Source organism: Microbacterium sp., assembly GCF_049661145.1.
In the GTDB taxonomy this organism is placed as follows: domain Bacteria; phylum Actinomycetota; class Actinomycetes; order Actinomycetales; family Microbacteriaceae; genus Microbacterium.
In genome coordinates, this window is sequence record NZ_JBASZT010000240.1 from 19,530 (window position 1) to 43,968 (window position 24,439).

Below are 24,439 nucleotides of genomic sequence, written 5' to 3' on the forward strand. Positions count from 1 at the left end.
TCGTCAACATGATCCTCGCCGATCGGGCCGGCCGGCGAAGTGATCTCGTACGAAAGTGTCCCTCCGCGACCCGCGGCTGTCGCCACTCCGCGGCGCGGCAGCGCCCCTGAAAAGCTAGGCTGAGTCCCGACACCCGGCATCCCACGCCGGCCACACGAGTCCGAAGGAGTGCGCATGTCTCTCGCCGTCCCCGTCCGCCGCCCGGTGCTGGCCGATCTCATCGCCCGGCCGTCCGATCGCGCTCGCGCGTTCGCCCTCGACGCGGGTCTCGTCGTTGCGGGCGCCGCGGTCGTCGCACTTCTCGCCCAGGTCGAGGTGCCGTTGTGGCCCGTGCCCATCACGGGACAGACGCTCGCCGTGGTCGTCGTGGGCGCCGCACTTGGCGCGCGCCGGGGCGCCGCGGCCCTCGTGACCTACCTGCTGGCGGGTCTCGCCGGTCTGCCTGTCTTCGCGGGCTTCACCGGGACGGTCGCCGCCGTCGCCAAGCCCAGCTTCGGATTCATCATCGGGTTCGTGTTCGCCGCCTTCGTCGCCGGGTGGTTCGCCGAGCGCGCGTGGGACCGCAGGCCGCTCCTCGCCTTCGCCGGGTTCGTCCTCGCCAGCGCCATCCCGTTCCTCTTTGGCATCCCGTACATGGCATTCATCCTCAATGTCGTCGGCGGCGGCACGTACGGGCTGAGCGAGATCCTCGCCTTCGGCCTCTGGCCTTTCGTCCTCGGCGGGCTCATCAAGGCCGCTCTCGCGGCGCTGCTCATTCCCGCCGCGTGGGCCGCTGTCCGCGCCGTGGACGGCCGCAAGAAGGGCTGATCCGTCCCTACTTCTCCACAGGCCCCGCCGACGTCTACGCACGCCGGTGGGGCCTTTCGCGTCTCCCAATATCCTTCAGTCGAACTGCAGAAGACTGGCGCCCGGGCCCAGAGCGAACTAATGTAAGCCTGCCCTTACTTCAGCTCTACCCGAAGGAACACCGTGCCCAGACTCCGCTCCGCTCTCGCCGTCACGGCCGCCGTCCTGCTGCTCACCGGCTGCGCCGGCAGCAGCTCCCCCACTTCCTCGGGCTCCGCCGCTCCCGGCGACGGCTTCCCCATCACGATTGCCCACGCCCTCGGCGAGACCACGATCGATGCCAAACCCGAGCGCGTCGCCACCGTGGGGTGGAGCAATCAGGACGTCGCGCTCGCCCTCGGTGTTCTCCCGGTCGGCATGGACACGCAGGTGTGGAACTGGACCGGTGACGCCGAGCCGGGTGTCTACGATTGGACGCAGGATGCGATCGATGCGCTCGGCGGCGACGAGCCGGTACTGTTCTCGACCTCCGACGGCACTGACTTCGAGGCAATCGCCGACACAGACCCGGACGTGATCCTGGCGGCGCAGTCCGGCCTTGACGAAGAGAGCTACGCCACACTGAGCGAGATCGCGCCCGTCGTCGCCTACCCCGATGTCGCCTGGTTCACCTCGTGGCGCGACACCATCACGATCAACGCAGAAGCCCTCGGCCTCGCCGACGAGGGCGCGCAGCTCGTCTCCGATCTGGAGGACCAGATCACGAACGCGACCGCCGACGCCGACTTCGCCGGCACGACGGCGGCGTTCTTTGCCATCGGCGCTGCCGACCTGTCGAAGATATCCATCTACACGGGTGGTGACGCGCGCACCGCATTCCTCGGTGACCTCGGGTTCGACCTCCCGCAGGTCGCGGTCGACGGCGCGGCGAGCGGCTCGTTCTACGAGGACTTCAGCGCCGAGAATGCCGACAAGCTGGCCGACGTCGATGTGATCGTCACGTACGGCGATGGCGATGTGCTCGCCGCGCTTCAGGCGGACCCACTGTGGAGCACCCTCCCTGCGGTCAAGGCCGGGGCGGTTGTCGAAGTAGGAATGGGTGACGCCTTCAGCGCCGGCGTCAGCCCGACTGCGCTCTCCATCCCGTGGGTCCTCGACGACTACGTGTCGCAACTCAAGGACGCGGCAGCCAAGGTCCAGTGACCCATACCACCGTCAATCAGCGCCGCGCGTCCACCGGTTCGGTGGGCGCGCGGCGTCGCGTCGTCGTCTTCGTCGCGTTGCTGGCCGGGGTCTTCGTCGCGGTTGTGATCTCATTGTCGTTCGGCTCTCGAGCGGTCTCGGTGACCGAGATCGTCGATGGCATCGCGTCGTGGGGTCGCGGCGACACACCCACCGACATCGGCGCGATCGCTGTGCAGAGCAGGATTCCCCGTACCGTGCTCGCGCTGCTCGCCGGCGCCGCACTCGCGCTGTCCGGAGCGTTGATGCAGGCGATCACGCGCAACCCGCTGGCCGACCCCGGCATCCTCGGGGTGAACACGGGCGCGGCGCTGGCGGTGGTCATCGGCATCGCCTTCCTCGGAACTTCCAGCGCCTTCGGCTACCTATGGCTCGCACTCGTGGGCGCGTTCATCACCGCCTTCTTCGTCTACTTCGTCGGCTCCGTCGGTCCCGGCGGAACGACGCCGATCAAGCTCGCGCTCGCGGGAGCTGCGACCACCGCGGCGCTGAGCTCGATCGTGTCAGCCATCCTCCTGCCTCGCCAGAACGTCCTCGACGAGTTCCGCTACTGGCAGGTGGGCAATGTCGGGCGCGCCGACTGGGGCACGATGGCCGTCATCGTGCCGGTGCTGATCCTCGGGACGGTCGTCGCGCTGCTGTGCGCGTCAGCGCTCAACGCGCTCGCGCTGGGCGACGATGTCGCCGTCGGGCTGGGAGTGCACGTCGGGCGGATTCGCGTCCTCGCGGCGATCGCCGGCGTCGCGCTGTGCGCCGCGGTCACGGCCGTTGCTGGGCCGATCGGCTTCGTCGGCCTCATGATTCCGCACACCGTCCGCCTGCTCGCCGGCAGCGACCAGCGCTGGCTGCTGCCGCTGTCCGCCCTCGGTGGTGCGATCCTCCTCGTCCTCGCCGACACGATCGGGCGCGTGATCGGCTCACCGGGCGAAGTCGAGGCCGGGATCATCACGGCCTTTCTCGGCGCGCCCGTGCTCATCGTCATTGCCCGCAGCACCCGGCTCAAGGCGATGTGATGACGCTGATCACACTTCCGGACGACATGGCAAACCCGAACGCCGTCGTGCGTTCCGGCCGCCTGCGGCGCGAACGCCGACGCACCGTCGCGCTCGTCGCTCTCACGACTCTCGCGGTCATCCTGTTCGGTACCATGCTCGTCCTCGGCAACACGATCTACCCCGTCTCCGATGTTCTCGCGGTGCTCGCCGGCCAGCAGGTGCCCGGTGCTTCTTTCACCGTGGGCACACTGCGCCTGCCGCGAGCGTTGACCGCCGTCCTCGCTGGCATCGCCTTCGGTGTCGCCGGGTCGACGTTCCAGACGATGCTGCGCAATCCGCTCGCGAGTCCAGATGTCATCGGAATCACCTCGGGTGCAAGCGCGGCGGCCGTCCTCTCGCTCGTGATCCTGCACTGGAGCAGCACAGCCAGCATGGGCCTGGCTCTCGCCGCCGGCATCGTCACCGCTGTCGTCATCTACCTCGCCGCGCGAGGCGGCGAGTTCACCGGCGGCCGACTGATCCTCATCGGCATCGGCGTCGGCGCAATGATGGATGCCCTCGTGGCCTTCCTGCTCGTCCGTGCGAACGTGTATGACGTCGCCGTAGCAGCGCGGTGGATGACCGGCAGTCTCAACGGTTCGCGAATGGAGGACATCCCGCCGCTGGCGGTGGCCGTCATCGTACTCGTGCCTATCGTGCTGCTGCTCGGCCGCGACCTCAGAGTACTCGAACTCGGTGACGCGACGGCGACCGCTCTCGGCGTGCGCGTGGATCGCACGCGCATCCTGCTCGTCGTCGCCGCTGTCGCTCTTGCCTGCTTCGCCACCGCGACGACGGGCCCGATCGCTTTCGTCGCATTCCTGGCCGGCCCCATCGCTGCGCGCATCGTCGGCCCGGGAACGCCCGTCATCCTGCCCGCCGCGCTGACCGGCGCCTGCCTCGTGCTGGCCGCCGACCTGCTCGGCCAGTTCGCGTTCGACACGAAGTTCCCGGTCGGCGTCATCACCGGCATCCTCGGTGCGCCCTACCTCATCTACCTGCTCATCCGAACGAGCCGTCGTGGAGGATCGTCATGACTGCACAACACCTCCTGGCCGCCGAGTCGCTCGTCTCCGGCTACGGCGCCGCGCGCATCGTCAACGGGATCGACCTGCAGTTCCCTTCCGGCGCGATCAGCGTCATCGTCGGCGCCAACGCGTGCGGCAAGTCGACACTGCTGAAGACGATCGCGCGGCTGATCCCCGCTCAGACAGGCAACGTGATCCTCGACGGGCGGCGCATCGACCAGCTCCCGACGAAGGAACTCGCCCGTACCCTCGGCCTGTTGCCTCAGCAGCCGATCGCCCCGGAGGGGATCGCCGTCGCCGATCTCGTCGGCCGAGGACGACACCCCCATCAGAAGCTGTTCCGCAGCTGGACCGCGGAGGACGACCGGGCTGTGACGGAGGCGCTCACTGCCACCGGAGTTCTGGAGCTCGCCGACCGCGCTGTCGACGAGCTGTCCGGCGGGCAACGCCAGCGGGTGTGGATCGCGATGGCCCTCGCGCAGGAGACCGACATTCTGCTGCTGGACGAGCCCACCACCTTCCTGGACGTGTCGCACCAGATCGACGTACTCGACCTGCTCACCGACCTCAACCGCACCCGCGGCACGACCATCGTGATGGTGCTCCACGACATCAACCTCGCTGCGCGCTATGCCGATCATCTGTTCGCGCTGCGCTCGGGACGCCTGGTCGCCTCCGGCCCACCGAGCGAGGTCGTCACGAGCGCGATGGTCCGAGCAGTCTTCGACCTCGACGCGCTCGTCATCGACGATCCCGTCTCCGGCACTCCCCTGGTCCTCCCTCGCGGACGTCACCGCGTGCTGCCCACCACCGTCGCCCCGTCAGGAGAAGCCCCGTGACCGCCACGCGCCCGACGCGCCCGCAGAGCCGCTTCTTCCGTGCCCGCGTCACCGCGATCATCGACCTCACGCCGAGTCTGCGTCGGTTCACGTTCGGCGGTCCCGATCTCGCCGACTACGGCGACCCCGGGTTCGACCAGCGCATCAAGATCGTCTTTCCGACTGCGAGGACACCCATCGACACGATGCCGACAGGGGAGGACTGGTGGACCCAGTGGCGCGAGATGCGCGAGGATGCCCGCCCGCCGTTCCGCACCTACACGACCCGGGCTGTGCGCCCGGAGGCGCCGGAAGTGGATGTCGACATGGTCGCCCACGACGTGCTCGGTCCCGCGTCGGCGTGGATCGCGACCGCGCGCCTCGGCGACGAACTGCTCATCTACGCACCGACCACGTCGCACACCGGCGTCAGCTACGGCATCGACTTCGTCCCGCCTGCCTGCACCGACGACATCCTCCTTGCCGGCGACGAGACGGCGGCGCCCGCCATCGCTGTCATCCTTGAGCAGTTGCCGCGCGACGCGCGCGGCGTCGTCGTGCTCGAAGTGCCGGATGCCGACGATGGCGCCTATCTTCCCGTCCATCCCGGTTTCGAATACCGCATCGCTGCTCGTGCGGCCGGTGACCGGCACGCTCACCTCATCGCCGGCGTCGAGGATGTTGCCCGACGGCTGGTCCCCTCCGGCCGAGGCGCCGAGGTCGAAGAGATCGACATCGACCGCGACATCCTGTGGGAGGTGCCGCGCACGGCCAAGGGCGGGGCGGCGCTGAAGAGCGCGCCGCTCTACGCGTGGCTGGCCGGCGAGGCGGGCGGAATCAAGACACTGCGTCGGCAACTGGTCACGCATCACGGCGTCGACCGCCGCGCGGTCGCCTTCATGGGCTACTGGCGGCTCGGCAAGGCGGAGGTCTAACCGACGCGGCGGAGCGCTAGCGCGCGAACGCGCCGATCCGCTCGACCGCCTCGATGAGCACGTCCGGGCCGCACCCGAAGTTGAGGCGGACGTGACCGACGCCTTGGCTGCCGAAGTACGGGCCGTGATGCAGCGCCACACGAGCACCACGCCGAATGGACACAGCCGGGTCGTCACCCCATCCGTAGTCGGACACGTCGATCCACGCCAGGAAGCCGGCATCGGGCACCCGGTAGCGAGCACGAGGCAGCTGCTCGGCGAGGAGCTCCGTCAACAGAAGCCGATTGAGGTCGAGCCGCACCAGGAGTGCATCCAACCAGACATCCGACTCGGGTGCGAATGCGGCGTTGTTCGCCAGCGCACCGAAAAGCCCTGTGCGCCATTCCACCTCCCAAGCCAGGCCCCGCAGCACCTCGGCGTTCTCATCGGATGCGGCCACCATCACGGCGCACTTGAGCCCGGCGAGGTTGTATGCCTTCGACGCGCTCGTGACGGCGAACCCCACCTCGGCGGCGGCCGGGCCGGCCGTCAGAAAGGGCACGAACGCCGCGCGGTCATAGGCGAGCGGTCCGTGTATCTCATCACTGACGACGACGGCACCGTGGCGGTGGGCGAGTTCCGCCACCGCGGCAAGCGCCTCCCGAGAATGCACTGTGCCGGTCGGATTGTGCGGATTGCAGAGGAGCAACGCACGCGCGCCCGCCACGAACGCCGCTTCGATCCCGACGAGATCGAGTTCCCACCCGATGCCGGTGTCTGTCAGCGGCACCTCCTCGACGACAGCCCCGGCCTCCTCGACCGTCGCGAAGAACGGCGGATAGACCGGCGGGGTCACGATCACGCGATCGCCTGGCCGTGTGACGGCACGCATAATCTCGACGACACCCATCATGACGTCGGCTGTCCAACGCGTGCGATGCGAGTCGACGTGCCAGTCGAAGCGCCGCTGCGCGAACGCCGCGAAGGCCTCAGCCACACCGGGGCGCGGCGGCGTGTATCCGGTGTCGCCGATGGCGACGGCCTCAGCCAGCGCCGTCGTGATCGGTGTCGCAAGCGGGAAGTCGGTCTCGGCGACGAACATCGGCAGCACATCTTCCGGATAGCTGCGCCACTTCGTGCTGCTGCGTCGACGCAACGTCTCCAGGGGCAGGGCTTCCAGGGGCGCGATGCTCACCCGACGAGCCTATCGGCGTCGCGCGCGATGGCCCGGTGACGTTTCGTCAGATGGCGAACCCGAGGGCGCGCATCATGTCGCGGCCGTCGTCGGTGATGCGCTCGGGTCCCCACGGCGGCATCCACACCCAGTTGATGCGGAACCGCTCCACCACCGCGTCGAGCGCCTGCGCGGTCTGCTCCTCCAGCACGTCGGTGAGCGGGCATCCCGCTGACGTCAGCGTCATGTGGATCACGAGAGCATCGTTCTCGTCGTCCCAGCCGAGGTCGTAGATCAGGCCGAGATCGACCACGTTGATCCCGAGTTCGGGGTCCATGACATCCTTGAGCGCCTCGGTGACGTCGTCGTACTTCTCCGGCGTGAGCGTCGCGGTCATGCTTCGATTCTAAGCTTCGATCACGTCGGAGGGCTCGAGATACCGGTCGTATCCCTCGTCTTCCAGCCGCTCCGCGAGTTCCGGTCCGCCCTCCTCGGCGACGCGACCCTTCACGAGTACGTGCACGAAGTCGGGCCTGATGTAGCGAAGAATGCGCGTGTAGTGCGTGATGAGCAGCACGCCGAGGTCGGTCGCGACCTTCGCACGGTTGACGCCTTCCGACACGATCTTCAGCGCATCGACGTCGAGGCCGGAGTCGGTCTCGTCGAGCACGGCGATCGCCGGCTTGAGCAGTTCGAGCTGCAGGATTTCGTGACGCTTCTTCTCGCCGCCGGAGAATCCCTCGTTGACGCCGCGCGCGGCGAACTTGGGGTCCATCCGGAGGTTGCGCATCGCCTCTTTGACGTCCTTGGTCCACGCGCGGATCGCCGGCGCCTCGCCGTCGATGGCGGTCTTCGCCGTCCGCAGGAAGTTGGTGACGGTCACGCCCGGGATCTCCACCGGATACTGCATCGCGAGGAACAGTCCCGCACGCGCGCGCTCATCGACCGACATCGCCAACACATCTTCGCCGTCGAGGGTGATCGAGCCACCCGTGACGGTGTACTTCGGGTGCCCCGCGATCGTGTACGCGAGCGTCGATTTGCCCGAGCCGTTGGGGCCCATGATCGCGTGCGTCTCGCCCGTACGCACCGTCAGGTCCACACCGTTGAGGATCGGGGTCTCCCCTGCGTCGGTCTCGACCGTCACATGCAGGTCGCGGATCTCGAGAACAGCCATGTCAGATTCCTTCAGTTCACTTCTTTGATCAGGTGCGGGTCGATGAGGACATCGTCCCCGTCGATCGTGACCTCGTAGACGGGCACCGGCTCGTAGGCCGGCAGGTTCAGGGGGCGGCCGGTGCGCAGGGAAAACGCAGAACCGTGCGCCCAGCACTCCAGCGTCTCACCCTCGACGAACCCGTCGGACAATGAGATATCGCCGTGGGTGCAGGTGTCGCCGATCGCGTGCACCTCGCCTTCGGAGTCGAGCACGACGGCGATCGGAACACCGTCGAGTTCGACGCGAACGGGGGTGTCCTGCTCGAGGTCGCTGAAGCTCAGCGCCTTCTGTGCGGTCATTCCGACGCTCCCGCGGCGGTCGCTCCCGCCGTCAGAGCGAGCTCTGCTTCAATGGCCGCCGTGAGTTCTTCCTGCAGCGCCGGGATGTCGATCTTCTGCACGACCTCGGTGAGGAAGCCCTGCACGACCAGTCGCCGGGCCTCGTCCTCGGGGATGCCCCGCGCCTGCAGGTAGAACAGCTGCTCGTCGTCGAACCGGCCGGTCGCACTCGCGTGCCCGGCGCCCCGGATGTCGCCGGTCTCGATCTCCAGGTTCGGGATCGAGTCGGCGCGCGCGCCGTCGGTGAGCACGAGGTTGCGGTTCGCCTCGTACGAGTCGGTGCCCACGGCATCCGGCCCGATGAGGACGTCGCCGATCCACACGCTGTGCGCCGACGCGCCCTGCAAAGCACCCTTGTAGAGGACGTCGCCGACCGTGTTCTGCCCCTTGTGGTGAAGGTACACCTGACTCTCCAGGTGCTGTCCGGCGTCGGCGAACGAAAGCCCGTAGAGCAGGGCCTGCGAGCCGGCTCCGGCCAACTCGACGGACGGGTTCACTCGAACGACGCCCCCGCCGAAGCTGACGACGACGTGACGGAGCAGTCCGTCGCGGCCGACCCGCGCGGCATGAGCCGCAGCGTGCACCGCCTCGTCGGCCCACTGCTGCACCGTCACGATCTCGAGGTGCGCACCCTCGCCGACGAGGATCTCCACGTTCTCGGCGAGCGCGACAGCACCGCCGTGACGCAGCAGCACCGTCGCGCGTGAGTGTGCACCCGCGTCGATCACCACGTGCAGGATGCCGCGGTGCAACTCCCCCGTGGCGGCATCGGCCGCACTGGCCACCTCGACGACGACCGGCTCATCGAGCTCGGCCTCGGCCGGGATGCGCACGTGCACGGCACCATCGGCGCGATGGGACGCGATGGCGCTGGGCAGGTCCTCGGGGATGAGTACCGTACCGCGCGGCGCTTCGCCCTCGCGCAGCGGTGCAGCGAGCTCGGCGCCGGAGGCCGTCACGGTCACCGTGATCGCGTCCTCGTCGGCGGGCTCGTCACGCAGCAGCGGGGCGAGGCGGTTCAGCGGCGTGTGCTTCCAGTTGACCTCTTGACCGGTGGGTACCCCGAAGGCGGCGGGGTCGAACGACGCCGGCCGCTCGGAGCGCGTCTGCACCGGGACGAATGCGGCACCGGCGGCGCCCACCAGTGATGCCGCAGGGTCGATGTGGCCCTTCTCGTCGGTGACGGGGGCCTGAGTCGCTGTCGTCATCAGCCGACGGATCCTTCCATGCCCATCTCGATGAGCTTGTTGAGCTCGAGGGCGTACTCCATGGGCAGCTCGCGGGCGATGGGCTCGATGAAGCCGCGCACGATCATCGCCATGGCCTCGTCCTCCGGCATCCCACGGCTCATGAGGTAGAACAACTGCTCCTCGCTGACCTTCGACACCGTCGCCTCGTGGCCGAGCTGCACGTCGTCGACGCGGATGTCGATCGCGGGGTAGGTGTCGCTGCGCGAGATGGTGTCGACCAGCAGCGCGTCGCAACGCACGGTGTTGGCGGAGTGGTGCGCCTCGGGCGCGACCCGCACCTCGCCACGGTAACCGGCGCGACCGCCGCCGCGAGCGATCGACTTCGAGACGATCGACGACTGCGTGTACGGCGCCATGTGGATCATCTTCGCGCCGGCATCCTGGTGCTGCCCGGGACCGGCGAACGCGACCGAAAGCGTCTCGCCTTTCGCGTGCTCGCCCATGAGGTAGATCGAGGGGTACTTCATCGTCACCTTCGAGCCGATGTTGCCATCGATCCACTCCATCGTCGCGCCCTCGTGCGCGATCGCGCGCTTGGTGACGAGGTTGTACACATTGTTCGACCAGTTCTGGATCGTCGTGTAGCGCACGCGCGCATTCTTCTTGACGATGATCTCCACGACAGCGGAGTGCAGCGAGTCGCTCTTGTAGATCGGGGCGGTGCAGCCCTCGATGTAGTGGACGTAGCTGCCCTCGTCCGCGATGATGAGTGTCCGCTCGAACTGGCCCATGTTCTCGGTGTTGATGCGGAAGTACGCCTGCAGCGGGATCTCGACGTGCACGCCCTTGGGGACGTAGACGAACGAGCCGCCCGACCAGACGGCCGTGTTGAGCGCGGCGAACTTGTTGTCGCCGGCGGGGATCACGGTGCCGAAGTACTCCTCGAAGAACTCGGGATGCTCGCGCAGCGCCGTGTCGGTATCCATGAAGATGACACCCTGCGCCTCGAGATCCTCGCGGATCTGGTGGTACACGACCTCGGACTCGTACTGGGCGGCAACGCCGGCGACGAGACGCTGGCGCTCCGCCTCGGGGATGCCGAGCTTCTCGTACGTGTTACGGATGTCCTCGGGGAGGTCCTCCCACGACTGCGCCTGTTTCTCGGTCGAGCGCACGAAGTACTTGATGTTGTCGAAGTCGATGTCCGACAGGTCGGCGCCCCACGTGGGCATGGGCTTGCGCTGGAACAGCTGCAGGCCCTTCAGCCGGTTCTTCAGCATCCATTCGGGCTCGGCCTTCAGCGCCGAGATGTCGCGTACGACCGCGTCGCTGAGGCCGCGTTTCGCGCTGGCTCCCGCAGCATCCGGGTCGTGCCAGCCGAACTCGTAGACACCGAGTCCTTCGAGTTCCGGTCGGTCGATGAGCACATCCGACATGACTTTGCCTCCTTCGTGCCCGACGGTGTCATCCGCGCCGGCATTCCGTCGTCCTCGGGAGTGAGCGAGGTGGGGATGCCGCTTTCAGGGCCGCTTGAGTGTCTTTCGCTGACACGGGGTTCGTCGTCGGCCCGCGGGCCGCGCGCCTAGACTGTCAGTGAGCGCGACGCTTCTCGAGCGCCGCCGTTCCCACCCCGTCAGTCTACAGCAGGCACCCCGGCACAGGGCGTGCTGGGCGCCCCATCGGGCGCACATCCGGAGGCGACCCACATGTCCTCGCAGCCGACGTCCGCACCACCGGAACCGGCGCCGCAGACGCCCGACCTCGGCAGGCGCTCCGGCCCCGGGCTCCCCGACCGCGTCGGGAGGCCGTTGCGCATCGTCGCGTGGCTGAACCTCATCGGCAACGTGGTGATCATCGCCACTGGCGGTGCCGTGCGCCTCACCGGCTCGGGCCTCGGCTGCCCCAGGTGGCCGCTGTGCACGCCCGAATCGCTCGTACCGACGCCCGCACTGGTGGACGAAGGCATCCACTCGCTCATCGAGTTCGGCAACCGGCTGATGAGCCCTCTGCTCGGCCTGCTCGCCCTCGCGCTCCTCGTACTGGTGTGGCGCCTGCGCCGCAGCCGACGGGACCTGTTCGTCCTCTCCTGGATCGTGATGGCGGGGATCGTCGCGCAGGCGCTCGTGGGCGGCATCACGGTGTGGACGGGGCTGAACCCGTTCATCGTCGGTTTCCACTACGTCGCTTCCCTCACACTCGTTTGCGTCACGACAGCGCTGGTCGTGCGGATATACGCCGAGCCCGGGCCGAGGCAGCGTGCCGTGCCGCTCTGGTACGCCATCACGGTGCACGTGACGACGCTCGTGCTCGCCGTCACGATCGTGTTCGGCGTGCTCACGACGGGAGCGGGGCCACACTCGGGGGATGCCGCCGCGGGCCGCAACGGGTTCGACGCGACAGTGCTGGAACACGTTCACGCCTGGCCGGGGTATGTGCTTCTTGCGCTGACGCTCATGCTCACGGTGGTCGCGTGGGTGCGGCATCTGCCGACGCGGGTGTGGGTATCGACGCTGCTGGCCGTCGAGGTCGTCCAGATCGCGGTGGGCCTCTACCAGGCCCGCAACGGCCTGCCCGAGATCGCCGTCGGCGTTCACATGGTGCTCGCGGCCCTCACCGCAGCGGCGATGACCGTCGTCGTGCTGAGGCTCAAGGCGCCTCGTTCCACAGCAAGCTCATAGGGGGCGCATCACGCCTACTCTGGTGGTTCGCGGATAGTCGATGAGTCGCCGCGAGCGCGGTGACACGACAAGAGGAGCCCCGTCATGCCCAATACCGCCCCCCGTGTGAGCCGTAGCATCCCGTTCTGGGTGCTCGTGGGCGGATCCGTCGTCGCGGTCGGCGCCGGCACGTATCTGCTCGTCGACAAGCTCGGCACCATGACCACCACGATCACCGACGGCACCGCGACCGCCGTCGATGTCTACGTCGGCCAGATCTGGGCCGTGGTCGGCGCGATCCTCGCGGGCGCGGGCCTCATCGGCGTCGCCCTCGCGTTGACGGTCGGTTCGCTCCGTGCGCTCGTCCCCGGCGCCACCGCCGTGGACGAGCTCGAGCTTGACATTGAGGAGCCCACCGCGGCGGATACCCCCGCGGTTCGGGATGAAGAGGTCGCCGCCGTTGCGCCCGCGGCGGTGGAGGAACCCGTCGTCATGGAGCCCGACCCTGCGAGGCCGGAATCAACCGACGCGGAGACCCCCGCGCGCTGACCACTCCCCCTCCACCTCGCTCTCACTTTCGCGGAGATCTGCAGTTCTGCGGACGCCATCGACCGAACGGCTCCGCAGAACTGAAGATCTCCGCTGTTGTGTGCACGGCAGGCCCGATGTCACCGCGCGAGGTGCAACCCGGCGGCGATCGCGCGCATGACGGCATCCTGCACCGCTGGCCAATCATTGACCACCTGCCCGTAGGTGAAGTGCAGCACGTAGTAGCCGCGAGCCAGCAGCGCCGCGTCGTGCGCATTGTCCGAACTGCGCTGAGAGCCGACGTGGTGCCCCCCGTCCAGCTGAATCACGAGTCGGTCACCGATCAAGAGATCCACCCGATGGCCGTAGAGCCAGATCTGCGCCCGGAGCGGCAAGCGGAGCCAACTCAGCCGGGTGCGGAACAAGGTCTCGAGCCCAGAGTCCGAGTACGGCGTCGCGGCGTCGAGAATCGCCCGGGCGGATGCCGGGAGCGCGAGTTGCCGCAACGCCGCCGCATCCGTGAGCCCTTTCTGGAGCGCGGACTCCCACACGACCAGCGCCCGCTCGAACGACTGACACACGGCGACCAGTGCCAGGACGTTTTCGAGGCTGTCGATCAGAGACCCGGGTGGTCGTGGCACGGCGGGCTTTGCCCAATGCACCGTTGCAAGGTCGGGCTTGCGGCTGCTCGACGTCGGTGCTGCTGCGACATGGCAGCGATCCTCTTCGAACACCCACAATCCCAGTCGGCGCGCCTGTGTGATGCACGAGAGAACGACGCCCCACCGCGCAGCCGCGCGCAGTTCCGGGTCGGCAGTGGGGAGAGCGACCCAATCGCGCCGCACTCGCACGAGGTACCCAGCCTCCAGCGAGCGGGCGATCCAGTATCGGGAGTGGCCTCCCGCGACGAGCGCGTGGACGCGCGCGACGCCTGCGACCGCGTCGACGGCAGCCAGCAATGCGACGATCGCGGGTGGGATAGCGGAGACCACAGTGAGTGACGACATCCCGTCACTCTGCCGCGGCGATCACGCGCGTGGGCGACCGCAGGCCGCATCCGTGGACAACCCGCGAAACACCCCCCTGTGGAGAACGCGATGCGCCGGGCGCGACTCTCACTTCTGCGGAGATCTGCAGTTCTGCGGACCAACACGCCCGCGCGGCTCCGCAGAACTGCAGATCTCCTCGATTGTGCGAGGGGAGCCCCTGACGCGAGCCGAGGCTGCCGCCAAGCTCAGAAGGGCAGCAGCGGATCGACGGCGATCGCCACGAACAGCAACGTCAAGTAGGTGATCGAGGCGTGGAACACGCGCATGGGCTTGATCTGCTCGCCGCGCACCGCCCGGGTGTACAGCACGTGCGACTCGACGATGAACCAGCCACCGAGCACGAGGGCCGAGACCGTGTACACGATCCCCATCCCCGCCACCGGCACGAGCAACAGCGACGACGCGACGGTTGCCCAGGCGTACAGGATGACCTGCAGCCCGACCTGCAGTCCGTCGCGCGTCGCGCCGAGCATCGGCACGTCGGCATCCTGGTAGTCGCCCTTGTACTTCATCGACAGCGGCCAGTAGTGCGGCGGCGTCCACAGGAACACGAGCAGGAACAGGATGAACGGCGTCCAGGTCAGCGACCCGGTCACGGCGGACCAGCCGATGAGCACGGGGAAACACCCCGCGATGCCGCCCCAGACGATGTTCTGCTCGGTGCGACGCTTGAGGACCATCGTGTAGATCACCACGTAGAAGAAGATGGCTACGACGCTCAACGATGCGGCGAGCCAGTTCGTCGTCAGCAGCAGCCAGACGGTGGATGCCACCGCCAGCACCCACGCGAAGACGAGCGCCCCACGAGGCGAGACCTCACCGGTGACGAGAGGCCGGTTCTCGGTGCGGTGCATGTGTGCGTCGATGTCGCGGTCGAGGTACATGTTGAAGGTCGCCGCCGAGCCGGCGCTCATCGCGCCGCCGATCACCGTCGCCAGCACGAGCCACACACTCGGCATCCCGTTCTGCGCCAAGATCATGACCGGAACGGTCGTCACCAGCAGCAATTCGAGCACACGAGGCTTGGTCAGGGCGACGTACGCGCGCACCGTGCGGCCGATGCCCCGTCGGGCCGCGAGCTTGTCGCTCCGCTGCGTCGTGGTGATATCCATCGCCCCTGCCGTCCGATAGGTCCGTGCCAGTCTAGGACATGCCGCCCGCGGCGGCCCCGACGCGCGCCGTCACACGGGACGGGCTGCATACCGCTTCGATATGCTGAGAGCACTTGCGCACATCCCCACGATTACTCCCCCTCCGGGAAAGGGCAGCGCGCGTGCTCGAACGAAAGGCAGAGAGTGTCCGAACTCGTATGGGATGAGATCGATCGGCGCGCGGTGGATACCGCGCGGGTGCTGGCGGCTGACGCCGTGGAAAAGGTGGGCAACGGCCACCCGGGCACGGCGATGAGTCTGGCCCCCGCGGCCTACCTGTTGTATCAGCGGGTGCTGCGTCACGATCCCGCGGACACCCACTGGCTCGGCCGTGACCGGTTCATCCTCTCCGCCGGCCACTCCTCGCTCACGCAGTACGTGCAGCTGTATCTGGGTGGATTCGGCCTCGAGCTCGACGATCTGAAGGCATTGCGCACGTGGGGCTCGTTGACTCCGGGTCACCCGGAGTACGGCCACACGAAGGGCGTCGAGATCACGACGGGCCCGCTGGGTCAGGGACTCTCCTCCGCCGTCGGGTTCGCCTACGCGGCCCGCTACGAGCGAGGACTGTTCGACCCGGAAGCCGAAGAGGGCACGAGCCCCTTCGACCACTTCGTGTACGTGATCGCCGGCGACGGCGACCTGCAGGAGGGTGTCACCTCCGAGGCGTCGAGCCTTGCCGGGCACCAGGAGCTCGGAAACCTGATCGCGATCTACGACTCGAACCAGATCTCGATCGAGGACGACACCAACGTCGCGTTCACCGAGGACGTCGCCCAGCGCTACGACGCGTACGGCTGGCACGTGCAGACGGTGGATTGGAAGGGCACCGGCGAGTACGTCGAGGACGTCGCCGAGTTGTATGCGGCGATCGAGGCGGCGAAGGGCGTGACCGACAAGCCGTCGCTGATCATCCTGAAGACGATCATCGGATGGCCGAGCCCCGGCAAGCAGAACACCGGCAAGATCCACGGTTCCGCCCTCGGTGCCGAGGAGTTGGCTGCGACGAAGAAGGTGCTCGGCTTCGACCCGGAAGCTTCGTTCGTCGTCGCCGACGACGTCATCGCCCACACGCGTGCCCTCGCAGACAGGGCCGCCGAGGTGCGGGCGGCATGGCAGGCGGATTTCGACGCGTGGGCCGCGGCCAACCCGGAGCGCAAGGCGCTGCTGGACCGGCTGGAGGCGGCCGAGCTGCCCGCGGACCTTCAGGTCCCCACGTTCACGCCCGGCAAAGACGTATCCACGCGAGCGGCGTCCGGCCAGGTCATCAACGCCCTCGCAGGTCAGCTGCCGGAACTGTGGGGCGGGTCGGCCGACCTCGCCGAGTCGAACCTCACGACGATCAAGGACGCGCAGAGCTTCATCCCCGCGGAGTGGTCGACCCACGAGTGGTCGGGCGACCCCTACGGGCGGGTGCTGCACTTCGGCATCCGTGAGCACGCGATGGGCGCGATCGTCAACGGCATCAAGCTGCACGGCCCGACCCGCCCGTTCGGGGGTACGTTCCTGATCTTCAGCGACTACATGCGTCCCGCGGTACGGCTCGCCGCCCTCATGAACATCCCGTCGGTGTTCGTGTGGACTCACGACTCCGTCGCCCTCGGCGAGGACGGCCCCACGCACCAGCCGATCGAGCAGCTGTCGACGCTCCGGCTCATCCCGAACCTCGCGGTGGTGCGTCCCGCCGACGCGAACGAGACCAGCGCCGCATGGCTCGAGATCGTTTGCCGCACCTCCGGCGGCCCGACAGGGATCGCCCTGACCCGTCAGAACATCCCCGTCTTCCCCCGCGGAGAGGACGGCTTCGCCACGACCGATGGTGTCGCGAAGGGCGCGTACGTCCTCATCGACGCGCCCGACCTGGCCGACGGCGCTGAACCCGACGTGATCCTCATCGCGACCGGCTCCGAAGTGCAACTGGCCGTCACCGCCCGCGAGACCCTCGCCGCCGAAGGCATCAAGGCGCGCGTCGTCTCGGCGCCGTCGCTGGAGTGGTTCGCGGAGCAGGATGCCGACTACCGCGAGAGCGTGCTCCCGGCATCCGTCACCGCCCGCGTCTCCGTCGAAGCCGGATCCACCCCGCTGTGGAAGGCGATCGTCGGCGACCACGGCCGCACCGTCGGCATCGACCACTTCGGCGCCTCCGCCGACTACAAGACCCTGTTCGAGAAATTCGGCATCACCGCCGACCACGTCGCCGACGCGGCGCGCGCCACTGTCAAGGAGAACTCATGAGCACCCCTACTGAAGACCTCGCTGCTGCCGGTGTGAGCATCTGGCTGGATGATCTGTCTCGTTCCCGGATCACGACGGGGAATCTTGCGGAGCTGATCCGCACCCGGACGGTGTCGGGGGTGACGACGAACCCGACGATCTTCCAGGGCGCGATCGGTAACACGAGCGACGACTCGTACGCGGCGGGGCTTGCCGAGCTCGCCGCTGCCGGTGCCGACGCGGATGCGGCGATCTTCGCGCTCACGACCGAGGACGTGCAGGCCGCGTGCGACATCTTCCGTCCCGTCTACGACGCGACCGGTGGGGTCGACGGGCGGGTGTCGATCGAGGTGTCCCCCACTCTCGCGCACGACACCGCCGGGACCGTGGCGGAGGCGAAGAAGCTGTGGGCGAAGGTCGACCGCCCGAACACCCTGATCAAGATCCCCGCGACCAAAGCGGGTCTTCCCGCGATCACCGAGGTGCTCGCGGCGGGGATATCCGTCAACGTCACCCTGATCTTCTCGCTGGAGCGGTACGCGGCCGTCATCGACGCGTACCTGACCGGGCTGGAGCAGGCCAAGGCTGCGGGCCTGGATCTGTCTGGCATCCATTCGGTCGCGTCGTTCTTCGTGTCCCGGGTGGACACCGAGGTCGACAACCGCCTCGCCGCTATCGGTACCGAGGAGGCGGCCGCGTTGAAGGGGCTTGCGGGGATCGCGAACGCCCGCCTCGCGTACGAACTGTTCGAGCAGACCTTCGCCACGAAGCGCGCGCAGGACCTGGTCGCGGCCGGTGCGAACCTGCAGCGTCCGCTGTGGGCCTCCACCGGGGTGAAGAACCCGTCCCTGCCGGACACCCTGTACGTGACGGAGCTGGTCGCTCCCGGCACCGTGAACACGATGCCGGAGAAGACCCTGCAGGCCACGTTCGACCACGGCGTGATCGCCGGCGACACCATCACCGGCACGTATGCCGCGGCCCACCAGGTGTTCGCCGACCTCGCCGCCGCCGGCATCGACTTCGACGACGTCACCCAGGTCCTCGAAGACGAAGGCGTCGACAAATTCATCGCCTCCTGGCACGACCTCCAGAACACCGTCACCACCGCCCTCGCATCACAGAACACCCAGGCGGCGAGCGTCCGGTGAGTTTCGAGATCCACGTCTCGGGCCGCGTGAAGGAGGTCGTCGAGCGGGAACTCCCTCGTCTCGTCGAGAGCCTGATCGCCAGCGGCATCACCGCCGGCGACGCGGATCTCTGGGGCGTGGATGCCGCCGCGGAGGCATCGCGGCGGCTGGGATGGGTGGATGCCGTCACGGTGTCGCGCCCGCTCGTGCCCGCGATCCTCGAACTGCGGAACGATCTCGTCGCGCGGGGGCTGACCCGGGTCGTGCTGGCGGGGATGGGGGGTTCGTCGCTGGCACCCGAAGTCATCACCCAGACGGCGGGAGCGCCGCTCGTGATCCTCGACTCGACCGACCCCGGTCAAGTGCTGTCCGCGATCGACGGCGACGTCGAATCGGGCGGGCTCGCCGAGACCGTACTGGTCGTGTCCTCGAAGTCGGGCTCGACCATTGAGACCGACTCCGTGCGACGCGCCTTCGAGGCCGCGTGGCGGGACCTCGGCATCGATCCCGCGGAGCGGATCATCGTCGTCACCGACCCCGGCTCGCCTCTGGAGGAATCCGCACGCGCCGCCGGCTACCGCGTCTTCGCATCGGACCCGAACGTCGGCGGGCGCTACTCCGCCCTCGCGGCGTTCGGCCTCGTGCCGGCGGGCCTGGCCGGGGTCGACATCGCCGAGCTGCTCGACGAGGCGGAGGCGACGCTTCTCGAGGTCGCGATCGATGACCCCCGCAACCCCGCGCTCGTCCTGGCCTCCGCGATCGCCGGCACGGACGTGGTCGGCGCGCGCCGCGACAAGCTCGGACTCGTGACCGACGGCACGCACATCGTGGGGCTGCCTGACTGGATCGAGCAGCTCGTCGCCGAGTCGACCGGCAAGAGCGGCACCGGAATCCTCCCCGTGGTGCTGCTGCCGGTTTCCCCCGAGGTCGATGAGACCCCGCCCGATCTGCAGCTGGTTCGCCTGGTGGACGACGCCGAGCACTTTCGCATCCTGGAGCAGCACCCGGACGAGGTGCTGATCAGCGGTTCTCTCGGCGCGCAGTTCGTGGTGTGGGAGTACGCGACCGCGATCGCGGGGCGGATGCTGGGGATCAACCCCTTCGACCAGCCCGACGTCGAGTCCGCCAAGACCGCCGCCCGAGGGCTCCTCGATGTCCGCCCCACCGGCGTGGCGCCGGCGTTCAGCGCCGACGGTGTCGAGGTGCGCGTCTCCGATTCCGCGCTGGCCGCTCCGGGAACACTTGCCGGCGTTCTCGACGCGCTCTGGCGGGTTCTCGGACCCACCGGGTATGTCGCGGTGCAGGCCTACCTGGATCGCACCGCCGTGCCGCAATTGGCCGGACTGCGCGAACTGATCGCGGCCGACTCGGGCCGGCCGACGACGTTCGGGTGGGGACCGCGGTTCCTGCACTCGACGGGGCAGTATCACAAGGGGGGGCCGGCGACCGGGGTGTTCTTGCAGATTCTCGGTTCCGGCGAGGTCGACCTCGAGGTCCCCGGCCGCCCATTCACTTTCGGTCAGCTGATCGCGGCGCAGGCCGCCGGCGACGCTGATGTCCTCGTTGCGCGCGGCCGACCCGTCGTGACGCTCACCCTCACCGACCCGCAGATCGACGTTCTGTCGCTGTTCGAAGCGGCACAGTAGGAGTTCCTCGATGACTGTCGAGATTCTTGGATCGAGTGCGGCCGCACCGCGACCGCAGATCGAGATTTCACGCGACCACAATCCGCTACGCGACCCCGATGACCGCCGCCTCAACCGCATCGCAGGCCCCAGCGCACTGGTGATCTTCGGCGTGACGGGAGACCTGTCGCGCAAGAAGCTCATGCCCGCCGTCTACGACCTGGCCAACCGGGGACTGCTGCCACCAGGCTTCGCCCTCGTCGGATTCGCGCGGCGCGACTGGGAGGACCAGGATTTCGCCCAGGTCGTCCATGAGGCGGTGAGTCAGTACGCGCGCACGCCGTTCCGCGAGGAGACGTGGAAGCAGCTGCTGCAGGGCATCCGTTTCGTCTCCGGCGAATTCGGCGACGACGACGCGTTTCGTCGCCTGCGCGAGACGGTCGAGAAGCTCGACGTTGAGCGCGGCACGATGGGCAATCACGCGTTCTACCTGTCGATTCCACCGCGCGACTTTCCCATCGTGGCCACGAAGCTCAAGCAGTCGGGGCTCGTCGACGACCGCTCGACCAACTCCGATGCCTGGCGCCGCGTCGTCATCGAAAAGCCGTTCGGCAGCGATCTGCAGACCGCACGCGAGCTCAATGCCGCGCTGGAGGTCGCCTTCCCGGCCGACTCGATCTTCCGCATCGACCACTACCTCGGCAAGGAGACGGTCCAGAACATCCTCGCGCTGCGCTTCGCCAACGAGCTGTACGAGCCGATCTGGAACGCCAACTACGTCGACCACGTGCAGATCACGATGGCAGAAGACATCGGCGTCGGCGGGCGCGCCGGCTACTACGACGGCATCGGAGCGGCGCGCGACGTCATCCAGAACCACCTGCTGCAGCTGCTCGCACTCACCGCGATGGAGGAGCCCATCTCGATGGACGCCGCCGATCTCCGCGCCGAGAAGGAGAAGGTGCTGGCCGCCGTCCGACTGCCCGCCGACCTGTCGCTCGCCTCGGCGCGCGGTCAGTACGCCGGCGGCTGGCAGGGCGGCGAGAAGGTCACCGGGTTCCTCGAAGAGGACGGGATGAATCGAGAGTCCACGACGGAGACGTACGCCGCCGTGAAGCTCGAGATCGCGACGCGGCGCTGGGCCGGGGCCCCGTTCTACCTGCGCACCGGAAAGCGGCTCGGCCGCCGAGTCACCGAGATCGCGGTCGTGTTCAAGCGGGCGCCGGAGCATCTGTTCGAGCGCAACCAGACGCTGGAAATGGGCCAGAACGCGCTCGTCATCCGTGTGCAGCCCGACGAAGGAGTCACGATCCGGTTCGGTTCGAAGGTCCCGGGCGCGGCGAACGAGGTGCGCGACGTCACGATGGACTTCGGATACGGCCACGCGTTCACCGAGTCGAGCCCCGAGGCGTACGAGCGCCTCATCCTCGATGTGCTGTTGGGCGACCCGCCGCTGTTCCCGAGGCACGAGGAGGTCGAGCTGTCGTGGAAGATCCTCGACCCGTTCGAACACTTCTGGACCGCGCAGGGCGGACCGCTGGAGCAGTACTCCCCCGGCTCATGGGGTCCCCCGTCCGCAGATGAGCTGATGGCCCGCGACGGCCGCGTCTGGAGGCGCCCGTGATCGTCGACCTGCCCGACACCACAGTGTCCAAGATCGCCCGCTCGCTCGTGAGCGTCCGGGAGGAGGGCGGCGCCGTCGCGCTCGGCCGGGTGCTGACCCTCATCATCGTGACGACCCACGGCCTCCAGGAGGAGGCGATCGAGGCCGCCAACGCCGCCTCCCGCGAGCACCCGATGCGCGTGATCGTGCTGATCGCCCAGCCCGAGGGCGACGCCAAGCTCGACGCGCAGATCCGCGTGGGCGGGGACGCCGGGGCGAGCGAGGTCGTCGTCCTGCGTGCACACGGCGAGGCCGCCACCGGCCAGGAGGGGCTCGTGACCGGCCTGCTCCTGCCCGATGCTCCCGTCGTCGCGTGGTGGCCTGACTTCCCGCCGGAGGTGCCGTCGGCATCCGACATCGGCCGCATGGCGCAGCGTCGCATCACCGACGCGTCGACCGAGCCCTATACGACGGATCGCCTCTCGCACCTGGGTGCGTCGTACTCGCCGGGAGATACGGATCTGGCCTGGACACGGCTCACGCACTGGCGCGAGCAGCTCGCTGCCGTGCTGGACCAGCCACCGTACGAGCCCATCACCGCCGTCGAGGTCGTCGGCGGCGGCAGCTCTCCCTCCACGGCGCTGCTCGCGGCGTGGCTGCGCCTCGAACTCGACGTGCCCGTCGTCTGGCGGTACTCCACGCCCGAGGAGTGGGCTCACGGGATCCAGAAGGTGCGCCTGACGCGCGCCAGCGGCGACATCGTGCTGGAGCGCAGCAACGATATCAATGCGACCCTGACGCAGCCCGGCCAACCTTCGCACGACATCGTGCTACCGCGGCGAACGCTGCGCGAATGTCTCGCCGAGGAGTTGCGTCGACTCAATCCCGACCTCCTGTATGGTCGAGTGATCACGCAAGGATGGGGGCTGATCGGCCCCCCCGCCTCCGCAGAGTCCGAGGAGCTCCGATGACGCAGTTCGGAACGACGAAACGGGTCGTGATCAGTTCGGATGCCGAAGCGCTGGCAGACGCGGTTGCGGGACGGTTGCTCTCCCGCCTGGCGCGGCGCTCGGCCGAGGGAAAGCGCTCACACGTCGCGTTGGCGGGCGGCGCCATCGGGACCGCCGTGCTCCGCGCCGCCGGCGCCGTCTCTTCGGGCTACGACATCGACTGGTCCCACGTGCACTTCTGGTGGAGCGACGAAGTCTTCGCTTCGCGCACCGACGATGAGCGTCACGAGCGCGCGGCACGCGCCGCGCTGATCGACCGCATCGACGTACCGGCGCGCAACGTCCATACCATCGCCGCCGTCGAAGACGTCGCCGAGGTGGATGCCGCGGCCGCCGCCTACGCTGCCGAGCTGGCTCGATTCGGGGACGCCATCCATCCCTGGCCGAACTTCTACGTGTGCTTCCTCGGCGTCGGCTCCGACGGGCACATCGCGTCGCTCTTCCCCGACCGCGCGGAGATCCAGATCACAGACCGGAGCGTCGTGCCGGTGCGCGACGCCCCGACGCCGCCGACGGCGCGAATCACCCTCACTCGTCCGGTCATCAATTCGGCGCAATGCGTATGGCTCGTCGTCTCGGGCACCGACAAGGCGGCCGCCCTCGGCCTCGCCCTGGCCGGCGCCAGCTACGAGACCGTCCCCGCCGCCGGGGCCAAGGGACGCAGGCGCACGCTGTTCTTCATCGATGAAGCCGCCGCCGGTGGCGTTCCTCCCGAACTCATCGACCCGGAGTTCTGAGCCGAGCCGGATCACTCAACCCTGACCGCGCCGCTCCCGTAGCTGCTGCAGTGCGTCCTCGAGCAAGGCGTCGGCCTCCTGCTCGGTGCGCCGCTCCTTCACATAGGCAAGATGCGTCTTGTAGGGCTCGGTCTTGGCCAGTGCCGGCGGGTTGTTCTTGTCACGCCCCGCGGGAAGCCCCGAGTGCGGTGAGTCGATGACCTCGGGGATCTCTTCCTCCGCGATCCCCGCAGCGAAGTAGCGGACGGTCTCGTTGCCGAGCGCATCCCAGTACGAGACGGCGACGCGGTCGGCGTGGTGGCCGTGGTCCTGCTCGCCCATGGGCCCAGCACCCACGCGGGTGCCGCGGATCGCGTTTCCTCCGGTAGCCATCAGATCCCCTGGAACTTGGTGATGAGGCCCAACGCGACGATCGCGACGAACCAGACGAGAGCGAGGACGACCGTGAACCGGTTCAGGTTGCGCTCGGCGAGTCCCGACGACCCCAGAGCGGAACTCATGCCTCCGCCGAACATGTCCGACAGGCCGCCGCCGCGTCCCTTGTGCAGGAGGATCAGCAGTGTCAGCAGGAGGCTGGTGATACCGAGCAGCACCTGCAGCACGAACTCGAGGATGTCCACAGTCGATGAAGCCTTTCGCGGCGCCGCGAAAGGGCGCACAAGGACCGAGTATACCGGCGCACGCCCCGATCGGTGAGCGAGGACGCGGCGAACGGGCGAGAAGCCGCTCGGCATCGCGGCGCCCCCCGCCAGTCCCTCAGGGGCGCTGCCGCACCTCGGGGGCGAGGAATCCTGCCCGGGGAGGCGGGAACTTTGCATCAGCTTCTCAGGGGCGCTGCCGCGCCCTGGGGGCGAGGAATCCTGCCCGGGGAGGCGGGAACTTTGCATCAGTTCTTCGCCAGGGCGGCGCGTTCCTCCTGCCCCAGCCGCCGCTCGAGCGCCGCCGCCAAACCCGGGTGGCGCAGGAGCGCGGGATCGTCGTCGAGCACGCGC

24 protein-coding genes are annotated in these 24,439 nt (G+C 68.4%); 14 read left to right on the plus strand and 10 right to left on the minus strand.

The window, feature by feature from the left end; genetic code table 11:
- Positions 1-174: 174 nt before the first annotated feature.
- From WBP48_RS10320 to WBP48_RS10345, 6 genes are all read left to right on the plus strand, one after another.
- On the plus strand, positions 175-807 hold the full coding sequence (locus WBP48_RS10320; protein ID WP_424439913.1) for a biotin transporter BioY: 633 nt from the start codon (positions 175-177) through the stop codon (positions 805-807).
- 162 nt (positions 808-969) lie between these two features.
- Complete coding sequence (locus WBP48_RS10325; protein WP_424439915.1) at positions 970-1,989, plus strand: iron-siderophore ABC transporter substrate-binding protein; 1,020 nt, start codon at positions 970-972, stop codon at positions 1,987-1,989.
- Positions 1,986-3,041: a FecCD family ABC transporter permease gene (locus WBP48_RS10330; RefSeq protein ID WP_424439918.1), complete on the plus strand. Its 1,056-nt coding sequence runs from the start codon at positions 1,986-1,988 to the stop codon at positions 3,039-3,041. The genes WBP48_RS10325 and WBP48_RS10330 overlap by 4 nt, the downstream gene beginning before the upstream one ends.
- Positions 3,041-4,099, plus strand: a complete 1,059-nt coding sequence (locus WBP48_RS10335; protein ID WP_424439921.1) for a FecCD family ABC transporter permease — start codon at positions 3,041-3,043, stop codon at positions 4,097-4,099. The genes WBP48_RS10330 and WBP48_RS10335 overlap by 1 nt, the downstream gene beginning before the upstream one ends.
- Positions 4,096-4,929, plus strand: coding sequence for an ABC transporter ATP-binding protein (locus tag WBP48_RS10340; RefSeq protein WP_424439924.1), 834 nt, complete (start codon positions 4,096-4,098; stop codon positions 4,927-4,929). The genes WBP48_RS10335 and WBP48_RS10340 overlap by 4 nt, the downstream gene beginning before the upstream one ends.
- Positions 4,926-5,843, plus strand: coding sequence for a siderophore-interacting protein (locus WBP48_RS10345; protein WP_424439927.1), 918 nt, complete (start codon positions 4,926-4,928; stop codon positions 5,841-5,843). Before WBP48_RS10340 ends, WBP48_RS10345 begins: the two co-directional genes overlap by 4 nt.
- Before the next feature lie 16 nt (positions 5,844-5,859).
- On the opposite strand, the gene WBP48_RS10350 is transcribed toward WBP48_RS10345, so the two are convergent.
- From WBP48_RS10350 to sufB, 6 genes are read right to left on the minus strand one after another with little or no spacing between them, the layout of a single operon-like run.
- Entirely contained in the window at positions 5,860-7,017 is a 1,158-nt protein-coding gene (locus WBP48_RS10350) for a MalY/PatB family protein (protein WP_424439930.1), read from the minus strand.
- Between the two features lie 46 nt (positions 7,018-7,063).
- The gene (locus tag WBP48_RS10355) at positions 7,064-7,393 is read right to left on the minus strand and encodes a metal-sulfur cluster assembly factor (protein WP_424439933.1); all 330 of its coding nucleotides are present in this window, start codon (positions 7,391-7,393) and stop codon (positions 7,064-7,066) included.
- A gap of 9 nt (positions 7,394-7,402) precedes the next feature.
- Positions 7,403-8,173, minus strand: coding sequence for a Fe-S cluster assembly ATPase SufC (sufC, locus tag WBP48_RS10360; protein WP_424439936.1), 771 nt, complete (start codon positions 8,171-8,173; stop codon positions 7,403-7,405).
- An 11-nt stretch (positions 8,174-8,184) separates the two neighbouring features.
- Positions 8,185-8,514 carry a non-heme iron oxygenase ferredoxin subunit gene (locus WBP48_RS10365; RefSeq protein WP_424439939.1) on the minus strand — a complete coding sequence of 110 codons (330 nt, stop codon included), beginning with the start codon at positions 8,512-8,514 and terminating at the stop codon, positions 8,185-8,187.
- Complete coding sequence (gene sufD / locus WBP48_RS10370) at positions 8,511-9,761, minus strand: Fe-S cluster assembly protein SufD (protein ID WP_424439942.1); 1,251 nt, start codon at positions 9,759-9,761, stop codon at positions 8,511-8,513. The genes WBP48_RS10365 and sufD overlap by 4 nt, the downstream gene beginning before the upstream one ends.
- Complete coding sequence (gene sufB / locus WBP48_RS10375; RefSeq protein ID WP_424439945.1) at positions 9,761-11,179, minus strand: Fe-S cluster assembly protein SufB; 1,419 nt, start codon at positions 11,177-11,179, stop codon at positions 9,761-9,763. The genes sufD and sufB overlap by 1 nt, the downstream gene beginning before the upstream one ends.
- Positions 11,180-11,449: 270 nt before the next feature.
- On the opposite strand from sufB, the gene WBP48_RS10380 reads away from it, so the two are divergent.
- Both WBP48_RS10380 and WBP48_RS10385 read left to right on the plus strand, forming a co-directional pair.
- Complete coding sequence (locus WBP48_RS10380; protein WP_424439948.1) at positions 11,450-12,421, plus strand: COX15/CtaA family protein; 972 nt, start codon at positions 11,450-11,452, stop codon at positions 12,419-12,421.
- An 84-nt stretch (positions 12,422-12,505) separates the two neighbouring features.
- Positions 12,506-12,949, plus strand: coding sequence for a dinucleotide-utilizing enzyme (locus tag WBP48_RS10385; RefSeq protein WP_424439951.1), 444 nt, complete (start codon positions 12,506-12,508; stop codon positions 12,947-12,949).
- Between the two features lie 119 nt (positions 12,950-13,068).
- Here WBP48_RS10385 and WBP48_RS10390 read toward each other — a convergent pair whose 3' ends face one another.
- On the minus strand, positions 13,069-13,935 hold the full coding sequence (locus tag WBP48_RS10390) for an endonuclease domain-containing protein (protein WP_424439954.1): 867 nt from the start codon (positions 13,933-13,935) through the stop codon (positions 13,069-13,071).
- Positions 13,936-14,162: 227 nt separating this feature from the next.
- Complete coding sequence (locus WBP48_RS10395; RefSeq protein ID WP_424439957.1) at positions 14,163-15,089, minus strand: heme o synthase; 927 nt, start codon at positions 15,087-15,089, stop codon at positions 14,163-14,165.
- A 183-nt stretch (positions 15,090-15,272) separates the two neighbouring features.
- On the opposite strand from WBP48_RS10395, the gene tkt reads away from it, so the two are divergent.
- The 6 genes from tkt to pgl are packed head-to-tail and all read left to right on the plus strand — an operon-like array spanning position 15,273 to position 23,447.
- Complete coding sequence (tkt, locus tag WBP48_RS10400; RefSeq protein WP_424439960.1) at positions 15,273-17,363, plus strand: transketolase; 2,091 nt, start codon at positions 15,273-15,275, stop codon at positions 17,361-17,363.
- On the plus strand, positions 17,360-18,493 hold the full coding sequence (gene tal, locus WBP48_RS10405; RefSeq protein WP_424439963.1) for a transaldolase: 1,134 nt from the start codon (positions 17,360-17,362) through the stop codon (positions 18,491-18,493). The genes tkt and tal overlap by 4 nt, the downstream gene beginning before the upstream one ends.
- Positions 18,490-20,118 (plus strand): glucose-6-phosphate isomerase, encoded by a 1,629-nt coding sequence (locus WBP48_RS10410; RefSeq protein WP_424439966.1) that lies wholly within the window; start codon positions 18,490-18,492, stop codon positions 20,116-20,118. The genes tal and WBP48_RS10410 overlap by 4 nt, the downstream gene beginning before the upstream one ends.
- Positions 20,119-20,128: 10 nt before the next feature.
- On the plus strand, positions 20,129-21,721 hold the full coding sequence (gene zwf / locus WBP48_RS10415; RefSeq protein WP_424439969.1) for a glucose-6-phosphate dehydrogenase: 1,593 nt from the start codon (positions 20,129-20,131) through the stop codon (positions 21,719-21,721).
- Positions 21,718-22,671 carry a glucose-6-phosphate dehydrogenase assembly protein OpcA gene (locus WBP48_RS10420; protein ID WP_424439972.1) on the plus strand — a complete coding sequence of 318 codons (954 nt, stop codon included), beginning with the start codon at positions 21,718-21,720 and terminating at the stop codon, positions 22,669-22,671. Before zwf ends, WBP48_RS10420 begins: the two co-directional genes overlap by 4 nt.
- Entirely contained in the window at positions 22,668-23,447 is a 780-nt protein-coding gene (pgl, locus tag WBP48_RS10425) for a 6-phosphogluconolactonase (RefSeq protein ID WP_424439975.1), read from the plus strand. Before WBP48_RS10420 ends, pgl begins: the two co-directional genes overlap by 4 nt.
- Before the next feature lie 15 nt (positions 23,448-23,462).
- On the opposite strand, the gene WBP48_RS10430 is transcribed toward pgl, so the two are convergent.
- Both WBP48_RS10430 and secG read right to left on the minus strand, forming a co-directional pair.
- Positions 23,463-23,819 carry an RNA polymerase-binding protein RbpA gene (locus WBP48_RS10430; protein ID WP_424439978.1) on the minus strand — a complete coding sequence of 119 codons (357 nt, stop codon included), beginning with the start codon at positions 23,817-23,819 and terminating at the stop codon, positions 23,463-23,465.
- Positions 23,819-24,067 carry a preprotein translocase subunit SecG gene (gene secG, locus WBP48_RS10435; protein ID WP_424439981.1) on the minus strand — a complete coding sequence of 83 codons (249 nt, stop codon included), beginning with the start codon at positions 24,065-24,067 and terminating at the stop codon, positions 23,819-23,821. The genes WBP48_RS10430 and secG overlap by 1 nt, the downstream gene beginning before the upstream one ends.
- Positions 24,068-24,439 lie beyond the last annotated feature (372 nt).